The 19,476-nt window shown below is 48.2% G+C and carries 24 protein-coding genes and 1 tRNA gene; 4 read left to right on the top strand and 21 right to left on the bottom strand.

Annotated features, from left to right (window positions below):
• Positions 1–6: 6 nt before the first annotated feature.
• Together F4V51_RS08570 and F4V51_RS08565 are read left to right on the top strand one after the other, a co-directional pair.
• Positions 7–984: a type I phosphomannose isomerase catalytic subunit gene (locus F4V51_RS08570; protein WP_095288348.1), complete on the top strand. Its 978-nt coding sequence runs from the start codon at positions 7–9 to the stop codon at positions 982–984.
• Positions 985–1,011: 27 nt separating this feature from the next.
• Entirely contained in the window at positions 1,012–1,992 is a 981-nt protein-coding gene (locus F4V51_RS08565) for an alpha/beta fold hydrolase (protein ID WP_153977663.1), read from the top strand.
• 124 nt (positions 1,993–2,116) lie between these two features.
• Here the strand turns inward: F4V51_RS08565 and odhB are convergent, their stop codons facing one another.
• From odhB to F4V51_RS08515, 10 genes are all read right to left on the bottom strand, one after another.
• A complete protein-coding gene (gene odhB, locus F4V51_RS08560; RefSeq protein WP_095359138.1) occupies positions 2,117–3,400 on the bottom strand; it encodes a 2-oxoglutarate dehydrogenase complex dihydrolipoyllysine-residue succinyltransferase in 1,284 nt (427 codons plus the stop codon).
• Positions 3,401–3,405: 5 nt separating this feature from the next.
• Positions 3,406–6,279, bottom strand: coding sequence for a 2-oxoglutarate dehydrogenase E1 component (locus F4V51_RS08555; protein ID WP_153977662.1), 2,874 nt, complete (start codon positions 6,277–6,279; stop codon positions 3,406–3,408).
• A 560-nt stretch (positions 6,280–6,839) separates the two neighbouring features.
• A tRNA-Pro gene (locus F4V51_RS08550) sits at positions 6,840–6,913 on the bottom strand.
• A gap of 211 nt (positions 6,914–7,124) precedes the next feature.
• Positions 7,125–7,556, bottom strand: coding sequence for an NUDIX domain-containing protein (locus tag F4V51_RS08545; RefSeq protein WP_153977661.1), 432 nt, complete (start codon positions 7,554–7,556; stop codon positions 7,125–7,127).
• 155 nt (positions 7,557–7,711) lie between these two features.
• Positions 7,712–8,068 (bottom strand): cupin domain-containing protein, encoded by a 357-nt coding sequence (locus F4V51_RS08540; RefSeq protein ID WP_153977660.1) that lies wholly within the window; start codon positions 8,066–8,068, stop codon positions 7,712–7,714.
• Positions 8,065–8,550 (bottom strand): GNAT family N-acetyltransferase, encoded by a 486-nt coding sequence (locus tag F4V51_RS08535; protein ID WP_153977659.1) that lies wholly within the window; start codon positions 8,548–8,550, stop codon positions 8,065–8,067. The genes F4V51_RS08540 and F4V51_RS08535 overlap by 4 nt, the downstream gene beginning before the upstream one ends.
• A 193-nt stretch (positions 8,551–8,743) precedes the next feature.
• A complete protein-coding gene (locus F4V51_RS08530; RefSeq protein WP_153977658.1) occupies positions 8,744–9,166 on the bottom strand; it encodes a GNAT family N-acetyltransferase in 423 nt (140 codons plus the stop codon).
• A 142-nt stretch (positions 9,167–9,308) separates the two neighbouring features.
• Entirely contained in the window at positions 9,309–9,683 is a 375-nt protein-coding gene (locus tag F4V51_RS08525; RefSeq protein ID WP_153977657.1) for a YybH family protein, read from the bottom strand.
• Between the two features lie 49 nt (positions 9,684–9,732).
• The gene (locus F4V51_RS08520; protein WP_153980622.1) at positions 9,733–10,227 is read right to left on the bottom strand and encodes an 8-oxo-dGTP diphosphatase; all 495 of its coding nucleotides are present in this window, start codon (positions 10,225–10,227) and stop codon (positions 9,733–9,735) included.
• A gap of 149 nt (positions 10,228–10,376) precedes the next feature.
• Positions 10,377–11,162, bottom strand: coding sequence for a DUF3891 family protein (locus F4V51_RS08515; protein ID WP_153977656.1), 786 nt, complete (start codon positions 11,160–11,162; stop codon positions 10,377–10,379).
• A 196-nt stretch (positions 11,163–11,358) separates the two neighbouring features.
• On the opposite strand from F4V51_RS08515, the gene coaA reads away from it, so the two are divergent.
• Together coaA and F4V51_RS08505 are read left to right on the top strand one after the other, a co-directional pair.
• Positions 11,359–12,288 carry a type I pantothenate kinase gene (gene coaA, locus F4V51_RS08510; protein ID WP_095359147.1) on the top strand — a complete coding sequence of 310 codons (930 nt, stop codon included), beginning with the start codon at positions 11,359–11,361 and terminating at the stop codon, positions 12,286–12,288.
• Positions 12,289–12,349: 61 nt separating this feature from the next.
• A complete protein-coding gene (locus tag F4V51_RS08505) occupies positions 12,350–12,712 on the top strand; it encodes a DUF423 domain-containing protein (protein WP_110821130.1) in 363 nt (120 codons plus the stop codon).
• Positions 12,713–12,783: 71 nt separating this feature from the next.
• On the opposite strand, the gene F4V51_RS08500 is transcribed toward F4V51_RS08505, so the two are convergent.
• The 11 genes from F4V51_RS08500 to F4V51_RS08455 form a co-directional block, all read right to left on the bottom strand.
• Entirely contained in the window at positions 12,784–13,317 is a 534-nt protein-coding gene (locus tag F4V51_RS08500) for a histidine phosphatase family protein (protein WP_236146796.1), read from the bottom strand.
• Positions 13,318–13,360: 43 nt separating this feature from the next.
• On the bottom strand, positions 13,361–14,143 hold the full coding sequence (gene murI / locus F4V51_RS08495) for a glutamate racemase (protein WP_153977654.1): 783 nt from the start codon (positions 14,141–14,143) through the stop codon (positions 13,361–13,363).
• A 98-nt stretch (positions 14,144–14,241) separates the two neighbouring features.
• Positions 14,242–14,628 (bottom strand): hypothetical protein, encoded by a 387-nt coding sequence (locus tag F4V51_RS08490; RefSeq protein WP_153977653.1) that lies wholly within the window; start codon positions 14,626–14,628, stop codon positions 14,242–14,244.
• 24 nt (positions 14,629–14,652) lie between these two features.
• Positions 14,653–15,093, bottom strand: coding sequence for a hypothetical protein (locus tag F4V51_RS08485; protein ID WP_153977652.1), 441 nt, complete (start codon positions 15,091–15,093; stop codon positions 14,653–14,655).
• Between the two features lie 91 nt (positions 15,094–15,184).
• Complete coding sequence (locus tag F4V51_RS08480; RefSeq protein ID WP_153977651.1) at positions 15,185–15,880, bottom strand: GNAT family N-acetyltransferase; 696 nt, start codon at positions 15,878–15,880, stop codon at positions 15,185–15,187.
• A gap of 1 nt (position 15,881) precedes the next feature.
• On the bottom strand, positions 15,882–16,247 hold the full coding sequence (locus F4V51_RS08475) for a hypothetical protein (RefSeq protein WP_153977650.1): 366 nt from the start codon (positions 16,245–16,247) through the stop codon (positions 15,882–15,884).
• 139 nt (positions 16,248–16,386) lie between these two features.
• Entirely contained in the window at positions 16,387–17,256 is an 870-nt protein-coding gene (locus F4V51_RS08470) for a protein kinase family protein (protein ID WP_153977649.1), read from the bottom strand.
• Complete coding sequence (locus F4V51_RS08465; protein WP_236146729.1) at positions 17,253–17,801, bottom strand: GNAT family N-acetyltransferase; 549 nt, start codon at positions 17,799–17,801, stop codon at positions 17,253–17,255. The genes F4V51_RS08470 and F4V51_RS08465 overlap by 4 nt, the downstream gene beginning before the upstream one ends.
• On the bottom strand, positions 17,798–18,379 hold the full coding sequence (locus F4V51_RS08460) for a DJ-1/PfpI family protein (protein WP_153977648.1): 582 nt from the start codon (positions 18,377–18,379) through the stop codon (positions 17,798–17,800). Before F4V51_RS08460 ends, F4V51_RS08465 begins: the two co-directional genes overlap by 4 nt.
• A 20-nt stretch (positions 18,380–18,399) precedes the next feature.
• On the bottom strand, positions 18,400–18,522 hold the full coding sequence (locus F4V51_RS29250) for a hypothetical protein (protein WP_261780056.1): 123 nt from the start codon (positions 18,520–18,522) through the stop codon (positions 18,400–18,402).
• Between the two features lie 37 nt (positions 18,523–18,559).
• A complete protein-coding gene (locus F4V51_RS08455) occupies positions 18,560–19,417 on the bottom strand; it encodes an SDR family oxidoreductase (protein ID WP_153977647.1) in 858 nt (285 codons plus the stop codon).
• Between the last annotated feature and the right edge of the window lie 59 nt (positions 19,418–19,476).

Below are 19,476 nucleotides of genomic sequence, written 5' to 3'. Positions count from 1 at the left end.
ATTACGATGTCTAAGCCATACCCACTACAATTTCAACCCGAGTTTAAAGAACGTGTATGGGGAGGTCGGGCGCTGGAGCAATTCGGTCTGACACCACCCGAAGGACATATTGGAGAAGGATGGATGATTGCAGATCATCCTAACGGTACAACCAAAGTCATTAATGGCGAACTTGCAGGTAAAGGTCTGGATGAAGTGCGGGAACAGCTGGGCACTTCGTGGCTCGGAACAAAAGGTGTATCCGAAAAAGGCGGACGCTTCCCCCTCCTGATCAAACTGCTGGACTGCAATGATGATCTATCCGTACAGGTTCATCCGACAGATGATTATGAAGCCCTTCCTCCAGGTGAACTTGGCAAAACAGAAATGTGGTATGTGCTGGATGCGAAACCGGGAGCGCACATCATCTATGGTCTAAACGAAGGAGTCGATCGTGCGGTACTGAAGGAAGCATTGGAGAATGGCACGGTAATGGATACGCTCCGTCAAGTACCGGTTGAAGCGGGAGATACGTTCTTCATCCCTGCCGGAACGGTACATGCTCTGTGCGCAGGAGTAGTCGTTGCCGAGATCCAGCAAAATTCGGATACCACTTATCGGATCTACGATTATAATCGTCCAGGACTGGATGGAAAACCACGCGAGCTGCATGTTGAGGATTCCTTGAATGTGACTGCCTATGAGGGCGCTGGTGCTACCACAATGAAAACGAATAACGCGACACCAGGCGAATGGCTGAAGCTTGCGGAATGCCCTTATTTTGTTGTAGAAAAAGGAATTGTTACGGATCGGTGGGAACTCTCTACTCATGCTGACAGCTTCACCATTCTCGTCGTTTGTGAAGGGAACGGAACCTTGGAATGGGACAATGATACCCAAGAAAAAATTGAATTGAGCGCTGGACAATGCTACCTGCTGCCTGCCAATCTTGGAGCTTATACGCTGGATGGCAATACGACAGTTCTTCGTTCTTATTTACCTTAATCAAACCAGTGAAGGAGGGGTTACACGATGCAGGAATCTACGTTTGCCCTTGTGGGTAATGAAGGTACCCGCATTCATGTCTACCGCTGGCTTCCCGATCCGGAATGCGATATCAGAGGCGTTGTACAGATTGCGCACGGCATGGCCGAGACCGCAGCACGATACGTTGAATTCGCCAAGTGTCTTACCAGTCACGGGTATGCTGTCTACGCCAATGACCACCGAGGACATGGGAAATCTGTCGAGAATCCGAAACTGCTTGGCAATGCCGGAGCAGACGCTTTTCGCTGGATGGCAAGTGATATGATCAATCTCGGTGAGGTTGCATCCAAGGAACATCCGGGGGTCCCTTTGTTTCTGATGGGACATAGTATGGGGTCGTTCCTGGTACAGCATCTGATGTATGCTGGACATGAACGTTACCATGCATTTATTTTGTCCGGAACCAATGGGAAGCGTGGTCTTCTCCGATTTGGCGAAAAACTCGCACTCATGCAATGTAGTATCCAGGGTGCGGCACATCCGAGCATGCTGCTTAACGCCATTGTGTTTGGCGGCTTTAACCGTTCCTTCCGTCCGGCAAACACACCATTTGATTGGCTATCGCGTGATGCGGACGAAGTTAAACGATTTATCGACGATCCATTGTGCGGGGCTATCTGTACCGCCGGATTCTTTCGTGATTTTTTCAAACTGTTGTTGGAAATCCATACGCCTGAAAACATGAAGCGGATTCCAAAGGATAAAGCAGTGTATCTGTTCTCCGGAGAACTGGACCCTGTGGGACTGAATGGTAAAGGTGTGTATAACCTGGTCTCCCAGTACAGACAGCTACAGATTCAGGATGTAGAATATCGCCTGTACCCCGAAGGACGGCACGAGATGCTGCACGAGACCAATCGTGAGGAAGTATGCTTGCATGTGGTCAACTGGCTAGAGCGTCACACGCCGGGCTCCAAGCAAGACCGCACGAATGAGATTCGTGATACACTCGCTGATACGGTCTGACTTTCCTTACAAAGCTATAGCAATACGAAAGCCCCTACCGAGGGACACAGTTTGCACTGTGCACCAGGTAGGGGCTTTCTGCTAGGTGAACCTATAATGATTGCTAATGTTGTTTCGGTCCGTGTTACCCTTCGATCAGCAAGGATTCTGGATCTTCCAGCAGTTCCTTCACCGTAACGAGGAAGCGTACTGCCTCGCTACCATCGATAATACGGTGATCGTAAGACAATGCGATATACATCATTGGACGATTTTCCATACGTTCTGCATCGATCGCCACCGGACGAAGCTGAATCTTATGCATACCGAGAATACCCACTTGAGGTGTATTCAGGATCGGTGTAGACAACAGGGAACCAAATGTTCCGCCATTGGTAATCGTAAACGTACCGCCTTGCAGGTCGGAGAGCGCAAGAGAGTTGGAGCGAGCTTTGGAAGCGAGGTCCGCAATACTCTTCTCAATCTCAGCGAAGCCCAGTCGATCTGCATCGCGAACAACCGGAACAACAAGACCTTCCTTGGCAGACACTGCGATTCCGATGTCGTAATATTTTTTGAGTACAACATCTTCTCCATCAATCTCAGCATTGATGGTTGGGAATTTTTTCAGTGCGCCAACCACGGCTTTAGTAAAGAAAGACATGAATCCCAGGCCGATATCGTGCTTCTCTTTGAACTTGTCCTTACGACGTTTACGAACATCCATGATTGCAGTCATGTCTACTTCGTTAAAGGTTGTCAGCATTGCAGCCGTTTGCTGTGCTTCTACCAGACGCTTCGCAATGGTAGCCCGGCGACGGGACATGCGTTGGCGTTCAACCGGCTTAGCATAAGTAGAACCTCCAGCTGCCGGAGCACTCGCTGGTGCTGCTGGAGCTTTGCTTGCAGGAGCTGGCGTTGAAGCCGGTGCCTGCGTGTTATGACTTTTTACGTCTTCCTGATACACACGTCCGATTGGATCTTTGCTTTGCACCTGGTCCAGCTCAATGCCGCGCTCGCGAGCAAGCTTGCGTGCCGCTGGTGAAGCCGTTTTGGTTCCATTCTCGGAAGATTCCGGAGCTGCAGCTGCAGGTGGAGTCGCTACTGCTACTGCCACTGCTTCTGGAGCTGGGGCCGCAGCCTGTTGCTGTTCTGCAGCCGGCTGGGAAGCGGGTGCTCCGCTTCCTCCTCCTGTTCCTGCTCCCAGTGTACCAATCGTTTCTCCGATTTCAACGGTCTCGCCTTCCTGACGAATAATTTTCTCGAGTACTCCGCTCTCTTCGGCACTGATTTCGATATTCACTTTATCTGTTTCCAGCTCCAGAAGAACGTCACCCTGATTTACGGTTTCGCCTTCTTTGACAAGCCATCTGGAAACCGTTCCTTCAGTAATTGATTCACCCATTGCAGGTACTTTAATTTCACTCACAGCTGTTACCTCCCCAGTGGAATATTATTCTTCGTCGTTTGCTTCAACGCGGATGTAATAATCTGTTGCTGCTCCATGCTATGCACACTTTGATAACCGCTGGAAGGACTCGCGTGTTCCGGACGGCCTTCGTATCTCACGGTTGTGCCTTCCGGTGCAATAGCGCGCAAGCGAGGTTCCATGTATGTCCAGGCTCCCATGTTTTTGTTCTCTTCCTGAACCCAAACCAATTCTTTCAGCTTGCTGAAACGTGCAAGTACGCGCGAGATTTCTTCCGCCGGGAACGGATACAGCTGTTCAACACGAATGATGTGAAGCCAGGACCAGTCGGCTTTGTCTTTCTCAAAAGCATCCTCGAGATCGATGGCGATCTTCCCACTGCACAGAATGATGCGTTCTACGCGATCCGGTTTGGTTCCAAGCCCTGCTTGTTCAAGTACAGGCTCAAACTTGCCTTCACTGAACGCTGCAGCGGGTGATGCAACACGCGGATTACGAATAAGACTCTTCGGCGACATCAAGACCAGAGGACGTGCATCTTCTGTTTCAGTCAACGAAGCCTGACGGCGCAGCAGATGGAAATACTGGGATGCACTCGTCAAGTTCGCAACCGTCATATTATCTTCTGCACAGAGCTGCAGGAAACGTTCAAGACGGGCACTTGTATGCTCAGGTCCCTGCCCTTCATTGGCATGAGGAAGCAGCATGACCAGACTCGACTTCTGAGACCATTTGGCACGGCCAGCGGATACGAATTGGTCAAAAATAACCTGTGCACAGTTGGCGAAGTCACCAAATTGAGCTTCCCAGATGACAAGCGTATCCGGAGAGTACACGTTATATCCATACTCAAATCCAAGTACCGACTCTTCCGACAGCGGGCTGTTGTAAATGGCAAACGCCGCACGAGCTTGTGGCAGATGATGCAGCGGGCAAAATGTTGTCCCGTTCTCCGAATCATGCAATACCAGATTCCGGTGAGCGAAGGTTGCACGTTCTGCGTCCTGTCCGCTGATCCGAATTGGCTTGCCGTCAGCCAAAATTGTGGCAAATGCCAATGTCTCGGCAAGACTCCAGTCCACTTTTTCGCCCTCGTTCAGGGAAGTACTGCGACGCTGCAGAATACGCTGCAACTTCGGATATACATTGAAGTTCTCTGGCCATTTCAACAGATCGGCATTAATGCTGCGCAGATTTTCCAGCGGTACTGCTGTTGGAATAAGCGACACCGCCTCAGGTTGAGTGGCTTTCAGTTGTGACTGCTCATGAACTTCGTTTTTCTTCATTTGTTCATAAGCTTCTTTCAGGCGATTCGTTACGGCATCGCGAATGCTGCCAATAGATGCATCATCAACAACCGCTTCCTGCTTGAGCTGGTCCTGATACAGATGACTCACTGTAGGGTGACTCTTCACTTTTTCATAGACCTTCGGTTGAGTTGTCTCTGGATCGTCCGTTTCATTGTGACCATAGCGGCGGTAACCGATCAGATCAATCAGGAAATCCTTCTTGAACTTGTTGCGGTACTCTGCTGCCATGCGAATCGCCGCGATACAAGCTTCCGGATTGTCTGCATTCACATGCACAATCGGAATCTCGTAACCTTTGGCAAGGTCACTCGCGTAATAAGTAGAACGGGAATCGCTGCTATCGGTTGTAAACCCGAGACGGTTGTTCACAATAATATGAATCGTTCCGCCGTTCTGATAGCCAGGGAGTGCTTTGAAATTGAGCGTTTCGGCCACAATGCCTTCACCAGGGAAGGCTGCATCGCCATGCATCAGAATTGTCGCTGCTTTTGTAACGTCCTGTTTCGGATATCCCGGATCACGCCGATCATCCTGCGCCGCACGTGCAAAGCCTTGAACGACAGGGTTAACGTACTCCAGATGACTCGGATTGTTAGCCAGTGTCAGACGAGCCTGTACTGCTTCACCATCTTTTACAAAGCGGTTCGCACCAAGGTGGTATTTGACATCCCCTGTCCAGCCGTAATTGATTCCTGTCGATCCTTCAGACGGAACCAGATCCTTGTTCGGGGAATGATGGAATTCAGAGAAAATTTTGCTGTATGGTTTACCCAGGACATGAGCGAGCACGTTCAGGCGACCCCGGTGAGCCATCCCCATCAAAATGTGGCTTGAGCCCGAGTGTGCCATAATGCGTACTGCTTCATCCAGCATCGGTACGAGCACGTCGTTTCCTTCAATCGAAAAGCGTTTTTGTCCCACAAACGTTTTGTGAAGGAAATCCTCGAACTGCTCCACCTCAACCAGACGTTCAAGCAGTGCCTTCCGTTCATCCTGATTCAGTGGTGCCGGGGAAGTCCGGGATTCAGCACGGCGGTTAAGCCACTCGCGTTCATGAACTTCATGAACATGGCTGAATTCATAAGCGATCGGACCTGTATAGATCTGGCGCAGACGCTGAATGGCATCCCAGCCGTTGGTTGTCTGTCCATCTGCACCTTCCCAGATCAGGGATGCGGGCAGTGCTTTCAAATCTTCTTCATTCAATTCAAAATGCTTCGGTTCCAATAAAGATGTATCTGAATCCTCACTTATGCCAAGCGGATCAATATCCGCGGCAAGGTGACCATAAGTTCGAATATTCCAAACCAGTTTCCCGGCTGTAACCGCTTTCTGTAATAATTGAATATCCACGCTCCCGGAAGCTGTTTGGGCGTTGCCGGAATAAGTGGCTGTATGTGCATCTCTGCCGGGCATCGGCGGAGCACCCCATTGTTCAAACAATTCCCGATATGCGGGTGTAACCGATTCAGGGTCTTGAGAGAATAATTCATATTGTTCTTGTACGTATCCCAAATTGGGTCCATAGTAACTTTCCCAGGGCTTCTTGTTGCCTTCCTCGATCGTCATCGACGTTCCCTCCGTCTTGATTTAGTCGTGTTTTTTGACGGAAATCATTGACTAAGCCGTAATTTGCGTTCGTTCAACATTTTAAGCGAAATTTTTCATGAAGTCCAATCATCGTGATGTTGGGGGTAAATAACGTTGTTCCGACGCTCCCGTCAAGGTTTGTCTGCGTTTTCAAAAACATAATAAACAATAATTGGATATGCCGCCAACACAGATGTCGAATCGTGTCCGAATCTGCTCGAGGGTTCCATCTAGCTCAATGTAAATCGAATTCGTTTTCTAATGTCTATTCTATAAACTTTTACGCTCAGGAGCATTTCCTATTTTTAGTTCAATTGATGCATAAATTAGATGAATCAGATAAATGGAGCATAAACTCTGCATATCGCAGATAAATCTGTTCCCATGTTTCCGCATTAACCCCCTTTAATATGAATTGTAGTCCATAACCAGTCAAAACAAACCGTCCAGTTAAACATTAACCATATGAGAACAGATTCAACAAAAAAAGACCGTGAATCGACAGATTCACAGCCTTCGCTTCGGTGTACCGTTTCGAATCGGAGTAGCGGGATTTGAACCCACGACCTCACCCACCCCAAGGGTGCGCGCTACCAGGCTGCGCTATACCCCGATAAATAGCAAATTGAATTCGCGAATTATAGTGTAGTTCTTTTTCATATTCCAAATCGCTAAATCCCATTGCGGGATCCCAATCAACATATATCCAAATTATACCGTACGCTCGCTTCACCTGGCAATATATAACCATTGGGTCTACCTATGGGTTTCTTTTAAAACGCTGCCGTACCTATTACATGTATCCCGATATCCAATCCTGGCTCTTAACTACGTTCAAAAATCATATGTGAGGCAAATGGTGTTAAGGAGAGCTGCTGAACCTGCTCCATTGCAAACCAAGCGGCACCCAATGAATCTTCCCCATCCGGTTCTTTCCTGATCTCACTTGCCTGCTTGTCCGACTTCAACTGCACATCATACAAAATACCGATATGATAAAGCTCCTCAGGCATTCCCTGATACACCCAATGCACAACAGTGGATTCCGCAGTCCGAATAGTCACCTGCACATCTGTAAGTCCCGTTTCTTCTTCAATCTCGCGGTGCAGGGCGGTCTCCGGCTGTTCTCCGAATTCCAGCCTGCCACCAGGCAGATCCCAATGACCTTTATATGCCCCTCGTGCTTTATGAATTAACAATATCTTGTCGCCCCATCGAATAAGACCGTATACCCCCAGATGTGTATGTTGATTCATGAATGATTCCTTCTTTCATCCGTGAGGTATCTGACCTGTTCCTCCAATTGTCGTATCCGCTTATTCATCTGATAAAACGATGGAGTGAAGATTAACCCCGTTATAATGACGACCACCCAGAGCATACTCAAGGCTTCACCTCCCCCTTTTCAGATTCATTTAGCATGCAAGGACAAACGAATATCCAGCTCACTTCCTTCGATCAACATGGCTGTTAACCCATGCTCCGAACCGGAACGATGGTTCTCACCGTCCATCCAGAATGCAGCTTCTCCAGCTTGGATAACTATACGTTCCCCCGTTTCACCTTCAACCCAGCCTTCACCTTCAAGTACCAGAAACACCTGCTCCCCAACAGCCGGATGAAGACCCAATTCTCCGCCGCCAGTGAGTTTGAGATAAGATACCTGGAAACCCGAGGTGTTTCGAAGTATTCGCGTAATTTCTGCTCCACTACTTCCAAAAGCCGTAACGATTCGCGCATTTTCAGGTGCTAACCGATAAATTCTCACTTGTTGTTTTCCTCCACTAGAGTATCCAAGTCCACCGCCAGGCGGATCATATCCACGCAGCGAATACCGTCCTCGATAATCTCTTCATCGTAATGTCTTACAAAATAGTCTCGATCAACTCCTATAATGCGAAAACCGCAGCGCTGATACAGCTTCAACTGATGAAAACTGGAATTGCCAGTTCCGATCTCGACAGTACGACAGCCCAGCCTGCCCGCTGCTTCAATCGCTTCCTTAATCATGTGCTTGCCGACGCCTTGTCCCTGTAATTCTTCCTGAACGGCAATATTAACAATCTCAACAGTCTCGGGCCGGGTCTTAAGCAAAACAAACTCGCCTACCATCTCGCCCTCATATTCGGCGATAAAACATAGACCACGACTTAAATATTCGTCTACTTTGGCTTTGGAGGGATCAGCCATTAGCAAAAGTTCATAGGGCTTCTCCTCTTCCCAATCCAGTATTCGGAACGTTAGTCTCATGCGGATCTCCACCTTTTCATCGTACAATATTCATTTACGGCCCGTTTGCAGAAGCCTATGTATCAGCTTAAATGCTAAATTTGGATGATTCTCGTCACACGTTGGCATTAGGATCAATAGCAAAATACATCTTGCCTTCTCTGTTAATCCGGTCGTATCGAAGTCGTATCGAAACATCTTATAACTCTATTTACTATAAGTACGCTGCTCCATTCTGATTGGAATAATGGCGAACCATCATGCCGCTGGCTCTGCGCATTCCCTGCTTCTCATAGAAAGGCTGCGTTTCGGTATCACATAACAGATCGATCATGTACAAACCCTGGAGCCTCTTCAGCATCCTCTCTGTTAGCGTTGTCCCAATCCCCTTACCTTGGAACTCCGGCACCACTTCCAGTAATGGAATGTATGCACTAAGCACCCCATCCGAAATAGCTTGAATAAAGCCTATGACCATCCCTGTCTCATCATCCACTGCAAGCTCGGCTGCATACGATTGCTCCAACAGTCTCAAAAAAGTCGCCTTCGACGGTGGATTGGGCCAGCCATCAAAAAAATGTTCGCTCAGTTGTTCCACGCCAATTCCGTCCAAATTCGATCGGTACGAGATTCTCATTGCTCACCTCTCCCTCCAAAAAAAGCAAACCTCATTATATCACAATATATGGATACAGATACATAGAAATGGATGATACATTCTGTTCTAGTCCCTAGTACGTTCTTAACCCTACCGCATTCATGATTTCTTTGGTAAAGTTTTACCGTCTTTCCCCTGCGCTTAGATGCTCATGAATTAACTTCCATTCTCCATCCGGCCCAGTAGCAAACACATTCGTCGCTCGACCGTTCCCGGAAGCCGGCTTCCCTTGGTAAATACCTTCCCAATGATAGGTGTAGATGCAGACAGCCTGTGTCTCACTCACCGCAATCCAGGAGAGATCTTCTGCTGTATATACTTCTTCTTTTACCATGTCCCAAGCCTGTTCAAAATAGGAACGAATGGCTTCCTTTGTGGTGCAGGAGGTGCCTGTAAACCAATACACCGCATCGGCCGAAACCCATTTGCTCACCTCATCAAAATCATGTGTATTCGTTGCTGCGATGTATCCCTCAAGCGCTTCTTGGTATCCCATTATTTCATCTCCCTATGGCACTCCTTATCATTTTCACTGCTCTCTATCTCTATCTCAATACCGCATCGGTATACATCATAAACGTTTCTTTTAGCGTAAGGTTCGTCGACTTTTCCCAAATCACGCTTCGCTCGAAAGTACCTTCTTGAAAGAAGCGCGGGAATCGTTCTGCAAACCAATCCTGCATAGGCAGTTCAAGCGCCTGTTCCACCGGGACCCACAGCAATTCACCTTCAGGCGGATCCTGCAATAATTCACCTTCAAAAGAAGTGGCCAAATAATTAAAAACCATATAGCGCAGTCCCTGCTCGGGATCACAAAACTCATCCAACCCTTTGTATGTAATCTCACGGACCTCAAGTCCCGTTTCTTCCTTCACTTCCCTCATGGCTCCGTCCACAATGCTTTCCGGGAAATCTACCTTGCCCCCCGGTGCAATATATCCTGGAAACCCCTTACGATCAGGTCTGTTCATCAACAAAACCTTGCCATTGTGCTTGTCCCACACCATACACATCGTAAATATGTCAATTCTGGTACTCATCATTATCCTCCTGCCGCTGTTCTCCCTTGGTTGTACATTAACATTTCTGGTCATCCCTTGAATTTTCCTGCCTCTTCGCCAGGATAAAAAAACAAAAGCAAAACAGACCTCGAATTTATCTTCGAGGCCTGCTATTAATCCTGAATGATTCAGTCCATACTTGTAATCAATACTCTGCGTTCTTTCCACTCGGCACGACGATAAGCCTGAAGCAGGCCAAATTTGCGAATACTTGCTTTGGGCACCGACTTGTAAGGCAGACCAACTGTGAATTCCTGAGTAAATGGAAAGTAAGAGAGTCCTACTTTATCACCTGAGATCCATTCAGCCCGAATCGGTTCTCTCCCACAGGCATCGAAGGTGCAGCTTAGTCCCTCTGCAAAAAAATCATAGCGCGATGCGGGGGTTCCCGGCTCCTCCATACAGAGAAAAAGGCTTAGCTGATCACAGAATAACATGATCTCCAGGTCGCCTTGCAATCTGAGCTTGAGTTCATCTCCGCCGCCGAGCTGCTGCTGCCAATCTTCCTGAAATCGTTGTTCTTTCTTCAAATATTCCCTGATATCATCATCATCGATAGGGTTAGCACCCAAGGTGTTCTGAAATAGCTCCGTGTACATCATGCTGCACAATAGCCCGGCATACAGACTTTTTTCACGGACTTCTTCAATTCCTTTTTGGTAAAATACAAAACGTGGACGTAGCGGGAAATCCCGAAACGAATACGGGGACTGGCTGTAATCATTCCAAAAAGGGGCGGAATCCAGCTCAATCCAGCCACGGTCATGTTCTCTTGCTGCAAGAATAAGCTCCTCCCGGTGACGGGAATCAGCAAGCAGCTCATCTTTCCAGTGGGAAGCCATCACGCCGGCTACTTGTCCATGCTCATGCTGTGCGGTCAAAACAAAATCATGCTCTCTCTCATATACGATCATTTGCTGTCACCCTTCCGCATGGTATACTTCGACTTTTACATATACTGGTACAAATTGTCCCGTTATCACTTCACTTTTTCTTCTTCGCCCGGACGGCATAACAAATTTGCAAATGTAAAGGTGTTGTCAGTTGCCTGAAATTTGGTACACTAAAGATTGTGTCACTGATTACATTACATACAGAAAGCGGGATCTCATGAATTTATACTCTCCTTACATCGAGTTTAACCGCAAGGAATGGGCTGAACTGAAAGAACATCAGACCACCCTTCCACTGACGGAAGCCGAATTGGAACAACTAAAGGGATTGAATGAAGAAGTATCCATTCAGGAAGTGGAGGATATTTATTTACCACTTACCCACTTTATTGACTTATATGCAAGAGTTTCACGTGAATTGAATCGATTAACGGCTTCTTTTTTAAAAAAGGAACAATCTCCCGCTCCCTACATCATCGGAATTGGGGGCAGTGTTGCCGTGGGCAAAAGCACGACAGCCCGTTTGCTCCAGGCCATGCTCGCCAGAGGTAAAAACAAACCCAAGGTTGACCTCGTTACGACCGACGGTTTTCTATATCCCAATGCCATACTGGAAGAGAAAGGCATCATGAACCGGAAGGGATTCCCCGAAAGTTATGATATCAAATCTCTTATTCAGTTCATGGGCGATGTAAAATCGGGTAAACCGGAAGTGAAAGCTCCAGTGTATTCCCACCTTGCGTATGATGTCATTCAAGGAGAAGAGCAAACGATCTGCCAACCGGACATCCTGATTATTGAAGGCATTAATGTCCTGCAGGTGAAAAAGGAAACACCGCTGCTTGTCAGCGATTTTTTTGACTTTTCCATCTATATTGATGCAGAAGAGGAGCACATCCGTCATTGGTACATTGAACGTTTCAAGCTGCTGCGCAGCACTGCATTCCAGAATGCAGATTCCTTCTTCCATGACCGCTTTGCCAACATTGGTGAAGAGGAAGCTGTACTGACGGCCAGTCAGATCTGGCAGGACATTAACGCCAAGAATCTGCACGAGAACATTTTGCCAACCAAGGGTCGTGCCAGATTAATCTTAAGAAAAGAAGCCGACCACTCGATTCAGCACATTAAACTGCGCAAACTGTAATTGCTGTCAGCAAGCTGTACCGAAGATCCAACTACCCCTCTACTAAAGGAGACAATAGCCTATGCAAACCTTGGTTGTACTCGGTAGTATCATGATGTTTCTCGCCGTAGCTCTCGGAGCGTTCGGTGCTCACGCGCTCAAGCGAAAATTATCTGCAGACATGATCAAAATATACGAAACCGGAGTTCAGTATCACATTGCCCACGGTCTCGGATTGATCCTTCTGGGCCTGATTGCGGACCGCCTGGAACAGTCTTCGCTCATTATGGCAGCCGGATGGCTGCTGTTCGCAGGCATCCTTCTATTTTCGGGCAGTCTCTATGCACTGAGCATAACGGGTGTCCGCAAACTTGGTGCAATTACTCCGCTTGGCGGAGTCGCATTCCTTGCCGGATGGGTCATGGTCATCATTGCCGTTCTGTAATACAGAACGGATTGTAAACGAAAAAGAGTGTTCTAGCCGATGTAGATGATCGCTGGAGCACTCTTTGTTGTTTAATCTGTCCATATTCTGCGAATGGATGGTGGCCCCTGCTCTCCTCGCTGCCGTTCCAGCACATACACATCGGGATTGGTTAGCAGCCTCCACTCTTCGTAACCAAAGGATCTTTGATAATGGCGAAGGAGCAGAGATAGCATGTTGCCATGAGTAATAACAGCCGCAGATTGCTCCGGGCGACTCCAGCATTCCTCCAGCACTTCCATCCCACGTGCGGTCGCGATGCGTGACGACTCTCCGCCTTCTTCTGCGAAGTTCTCATCCGTATATGTCCGTTCCAGCATTTCCATCCAGTTCTCCAGATGGCGAGTGCTGAGCACTCTTTCCTGAAGACGCTCATCGGTATGTATATGTTGAGATGCAGCTCTGGCGAGCGGTGCTGCCGTCTGGAGCGCTCTTTTCCACGGACTGGAGACAATGTAAGCAATGGGATGAACAGCAAGTTTCTCCGCCAAACGCTCTGCCTGACGAAGACCATCAACTGTAAGTTCGGCATTCGGCTCCTGTCCTGCTGCCTTGGCGTGACGAATGAGGTAGATCGATTGCAGGATTCTCTCCTCCCTCTGTTACAGCTCATCTGGACATCGCGTCAAGATAACGAAGAGCAGCCTTCATTTTCTCCTGATCCTCCAATTGTCCTCCTGAACTCAAAAATGTAACCTGCTCCTCCGGTCTCTTCCCATGCTGTTCCGTCAACTCAAGCAATTGCTTCAGACGGTTGACCGTGCCTGTACTGCCATCAATAATCTGTACATGATCCGGAAGTACAGTCCGGAGAATATCTGAATAGAACGGATAATGTGTACAACCAAGTACAACCGTACCGTATGAATCCAAATCCAGATCAGCCAGCTTCCGGCGAAAATACGCAGCACTTTTTTCCGGATCAAAATCCAGCTGTTCACACCATTCCACGATTTCAGGCAGTGGCATGGAATCCACACTATGATGGTCATCCACACGGGAAACGAGTTCGTTATATTTGCTCTGACTCAAGGTTAGTGCCGTTGCAAATACAAGAACTCTTCTCCCGCTTTCACGATTCATCTCTACGGCCGGCTTCACCGCAGGCTCCATTCCGATGACCGGGATATCATACCTGGCACGCAAATCCTTTACCGCCAGACTTGTCGCCGTGTTGCAGGCAATCACGATTGCTTTTACATGTTCCCGCACGATCGCTTCCGCGCAATCAAAGACATGCCCTCTTACTTCATCGGCCGATTTGGTTCCGTAGGGGACATGAAGCGTATCTGCATAATACAAAAACTGTTCTTCAGGCAGCTGCTGTAAAGCTTCATGCAGGACGGTTAAACCGCCGATGCCCGAGTCAAAAAATGCAATTTTCTTATTCAAGGGTTTCACCTCTATAACGTATTCTTTTGGGTACCAGGTCCAGGAACCTGTATTTCCTGCTCATGATGACTGGAGGTGAGGATTGTTGTTGAGAATTACTATTCTTCACTCATTTTATACTGTCTAAGCCAGTCTTTGCCACTGTTCCACTCGTTCACGGAATTCCGCTCCCCGAGCAGCTCCGTACTTGCCTGAGCCATAATCCATTCCCTTAGGCCGTTATCGGAGCTGGACGCAAGTTTCTGTAAAAGCACATTCAGCCCTTCCTCACCGGTGTTCAGGATTAAACCGTATGCCTTCGGACTGCCTGCAATATAATCGTTAGGATTACTGCTGCTCATGATTACAGATTCATTAACCATCTCCTGCAGGCTGTGCTCAATCACCCCTGATATACTCTGTTCCTCGGGCTGAACCGAGCACGCTCCCACCATAAATACAATACTCAGGGATACCAGGCTGCGTACCAAATGTTTGCGTATCATCGGACCACGCCTTTCAACAAAAGTTTAACGAAACAGGGAACTGCCATCCATTTCCCAGTACCGCTGCTCCTCTGGCACACGGTCCAGGAAATCCGTATAGGATCCAATCCAGTCTTGAGGCATGTAATGTTCGAAAGACGCCGGCTCGGGAAACATGGAGCAAAACTGCCTTTGGTCGAAATCCACAAGGAATGACGGTACAAACTTCAACCACGCGTCACCGTCTGGATGCTGCTTCCTAAATTGATAGAGACAGTCTTGCAGCTCTGCGGCGGTTACTCGCTCATCCTGAATGGCCTGCAGGAATTCTGCAGCGGTTTCCTGGTTCAGTATTTCGATGCCGAACCGTTCCTCCATCTCCACGTTCAAAAACCAGTACTCCCGCTCAGTTACATACCAGCAAAACGTTCCTCGAAACCGTACTCCCGTAATGGTATTCTGCGCATATTCAGGTTCTGTCTTCATAATTATACTCCTCCCGGTAAATACGGATATGAGCTTCAATGACATGTTGCAGATCCTTTTGTACATATATCCGAATCACCGGGTTCACCCTCTATGACGAAGTCGTAATGCTGAAATCCATGCCGTATTGGTACAGTCCCAGTTTGCGGGCCACCTGCTGTGAGGAAAGATTGTCCCAGGATGTACTGTAGAGAGGAATGCGTCCACTCTCTTGCACGTGGAGCTGCCAGCATTTGACCGTCTCCACCCCATATCCATGTCCACGGTACGCAGGAACTGTATGCAGGCTCGCTTCTGCGCCCAGCTCCGAAGTTCGGGCAGAGCAGCATACGGCTACGGCGGAATCTCCAATAACATAAGCGACTACAGGTGCTTTTGCATGCAATCGCCCGATGAGATCGGGAAAATGCTCTTCAAGCAAAAACGTATGATGGCGCTCAATAAGCTGCACACGTGAGTGCCACTTATCCCATTTCTCCCGGAAGACAAATGCAGGCCCCATCCATAGATGCTTGACGGGCTTATATGCCTCGATCGTCCCTAGCACCTTCGGAATGTCAAGCGGAAGCTTCGCTTCAGTCGCCAGCTGATCCATAAGGTTTGGCGGCAGGTGCTCATTGTAATAAGCTAGATGGCCCCTGGAAGTCATGCCAATAAACAAGGCAGGCGCATGCCCGCCTTCCGGTTCGTTAATGCCAGTCAGACGCTGCTGCGTGTTCATCGTATATAAGGTCTGTGCCTGTATTTTCATCAAGTCAGACGGTTCAATATTGATTAGGCGATCCATATTATTTAACCAGCCTTAGTAATAACTGCTCGCCTTTACTTCGTTTATGAACAGACTTTTCCAGAAACTCGGGCAGTTGCCGCAATTCAGCCGGACGATATCCGGGCCCGCAGCCACAACTATGGAAGGTGATTCCGTGGCGATAAAGAATCGCTACCTTCTTCCATTGTTTCAGATCACTTTGCTTCGGTGCTCTAAAATCTTTTCCCATGCTAACCATGGGTGCCGCACACTGCGGGCATTTAAATTCAAGCCTTTCATACACTTCAGGAACGAGATCATGTCTCGATGTTTGCTTAAATGATTTGCGGCAGTCGAAACAGGCATATGTGTCTTTGTATGGTCCTGACATGGCATATCTGCACAAAGAGCTGCACCTCCCTCATTAATTTCCATTATACGGTATATTCCAGGGAGATACGAATGCAAACTGGCAATTCCTAATGGGGAATATACTGAACTGAATTTTTGGATCCATCATTCACCAGTAATACATTCATCCTGTCTTACGCCAGCTTCCAGGCTTCACCGAGTTCCATCACGGATGCATAGCGACGGGCCCGATCAGGATCCACTGCTCGAATTACAACCTGATATAAGGCTTCTCCAGCCTTCCACTTGGCATATGAACGGTCCTTCTCTCCACCAAGCAGTACGAATGCCGCAGCACCCATGTTGAATACATTGGTTACTCCATCAATGGTGGTACCCAGCTCAAACTCCTCAGGAGACATGAAGCGGGATGAACCCCACAACCGTCCCATGGTATTGGTAAACGAACCCTTCTGATACAGGTCGATATCACAAATCTTGATCCTATTTTGTTCAAAATCATAGATCAGACTGCCGTCATAGAAATCAACAGCCACATACCCTTTTCGTTCCACCTCAATATGAAAATTCAAGATCTGCTCCATCGCCTGAATTTGCATCTTGATAGGGAGTTGCCTGAAACGATAATACGGTGAACGTGGATCTTCATATTTCGCTGGAGCCGGAAAATACCACTGGGAATGCAGACATTCTCCATCCACCCAATCAAATACACAGACATAACCCCGTTCCGTTGCAAAGTGGTCTCTTAGTCGAATCAAAGCGTCATGCTTCAAATCCTCGTAGACTGAAACAGAAGATCTCAAACTACGGATGGCTTCCTGCGGACTATTAAGTGTATTCGCATGAATGGTACGTGCTCCTGCATATTTTACAAAGAGCCTTGTTCCGTCCTCCTGTAGCATACCAAAAGACAGATTGCCGGAATCCTGCTGATCAAATACGCGAAATACCTTGCCCAGTGGCCGTAACCATTCGAAAGAATGGTACTCTTGTAATACGAAGGCATACCCGTCTACTTCCAGATGAACAACCTCGGTCATATGGACCTCACAGATGGATAAACGTATGTCATATGGGCTTCATCATAACCTTGTCCCCCAACTTCAAGAGCATAATTCTCTATGCCATACGTTTCGAATCCGTACTTTTCGTATAACCGTCTGGCTGATTCATTTGTCGTAACCACGCTCAGATTAATTTGCCTGATGCCCTCCAATGCCTCTCCCCGTTTCAATACTTCCCGAAGCAGCCTTGAAGCAAGACCATACCCCCGATATGGCGGTGCCACGTATACCCCCCAGATGAATCCCTTGTGTCTGAGTTTCATGCCGGATTCTCTCTTGAAACCCATCATTCCAGCCAGTATTCCTTCTGCTGTATAGGCTCCAAGAATGTAATCATCGGGCTCAGTATGTATGCGATCCTGCACTTCACTCATAGGAAGCTGAACAGACAACTCGTAAGATGCTCCGAAGGACTCCGGATGATTTTTCAGTGCCTCCAGACGCAAAGACCAGTATTGATCGGCTTCATCACGCCGAATAATGCGAATATTGAACATACTCTGCTTGAAATCATCCCTCATACTTCGATCACTCCTTGCATCACGTAAGGATAGTCGATCTGCCGCTTCACATTCTCGGCTGCCTCCTGTCCGGCAAGCAATCCCAGTACATAAATTCCGAGATCAATCGATGTGGCAACACCACCGGCCGTAATGACATTTCCGTCCTTTACAATCCGGGTCTGGATGACCTCGGCTGCGTACGGCTGAAGCAGATCATACACATTAGGATGAGTCGTTGCCTTTTTGCCGGAGAGAAAACCTGCCGCACCGAGCAGCAAAGAGCCCGTACATACCGACACCTTCATCGGGACCTTCTCTGCCTGTTTCAGCCATCCCACGAAAGCTTCATCAAACCGAAGTTTGCGCGTACCCATACCTCCAGGAACAAAAACCATATCGTATTCACCCAAGTCCGGCTTCACTCGATCCACTTGGAGCGTTAATCCGGATTCGTCCGTGACCTGATCGGTCAACGCACAAGTTTCCCATGTACTGCCCTTGGTTGGTTCAAAAAAATTCAGCCGGTTGATCACATCATAGAATCCTGCAAAATCTAGAAAGGTTAAACCATCAAACAAAACAAAAGCAATTTTCAACGTGAAAACCTCCCATGTTTTTATTTCGACGCGTCTCGTTCCATCGCTTCCTTCACCCAATCACGTTCAGGGAGCTTGCTGTTGATCCGGAATAACAGTCCTACAACGGCTAAAAGCAATACAATCACGATGACTTCAAACAAGTTCAAGCCCTCCTGACTAGAATTAATAAGGTCTGCCCTATTTCAGACCATGCGCAATAATCCACTCCAACCACTTCCACGGAAGCAGCGTTTTGCCAATAATGAGCACACGAGATCCTTTGCCGAGTGCATAGCGGAGCCGTGGTGCACGCATGCGTGCAATGCGGGCGATCAGGTCAGCCACTTCCTGCGGATCGGGCGCAGTCTGACCTGCATGTGCAGAATAACGAAGCACTGCATCCAGTTTTTCTTTATAAGGGGAGTTATCATTGCGGTGAATTTCACCCAGTCCTTTATTCCAAATAGGTGTGCGATACGCTCCCGGCTCAACCAGGACTACCTTTACGCCAAACGAAGCCATCTCATGCCGAAGACTTTCGGTGAAACCTTCCACGGCAAATTTGGAAGCGGCATAAGGCGCATAGCCCGGGAACCCCGACAAACCGCTGACACTGGAGAGATTGATGATGAGTCCCCGCTTCTGTTCACGCATGACAGGAAGCACCGCACGCGTCATTGCAATGAGACCGAAGAGATTCGTCTCCATTTGCCGCCGCCAATCGTCCATCGTTACTTCCTCAATGAAACCACCAACCGCAAACCCTGCATTGTTCACCAGCATGTCAATTCGCCCATACATCTGAAGCACAGCCGCAACAGCAGCCTGTACCGAATCCGAATCCGTCACATCCAGACGTATATAATGCAATCGATCTGCAACGCCTGCTTGTTCGGCCAGCTGGACTAATTGTTCATTCCGGCTCAGATCGCGCATGGTTGCGGCAACCCGGTATCCCTGCTTGGCAAGTGTAATCGCAGTAAGCATGCCGAACCCACTCGAGGTGCCTGTAATTAACGCTACAGGTGCAGTCTCTCCCTTAATGTTCTGTACCATCTCCCCGTCCACCTTCCTCCATTGAATCGATTAGCTTCTCCCTTTCTATCATCACATGA

Origin of the sequence: Paenibacillus xylanilyticus, from assembly GCF_009664365.1 — a bacterium.
GTDB lineage: Bacteria > Bacillota > Bacilli > Paenibacillales > Paenibacillaceae > Paenibacillus > Paenibacillus xylanilyticus_A.
Note: the sequence above shows the minus strand (reverse complement) of the source record. Positions and strands in the feature narration are given on the sequence as shown.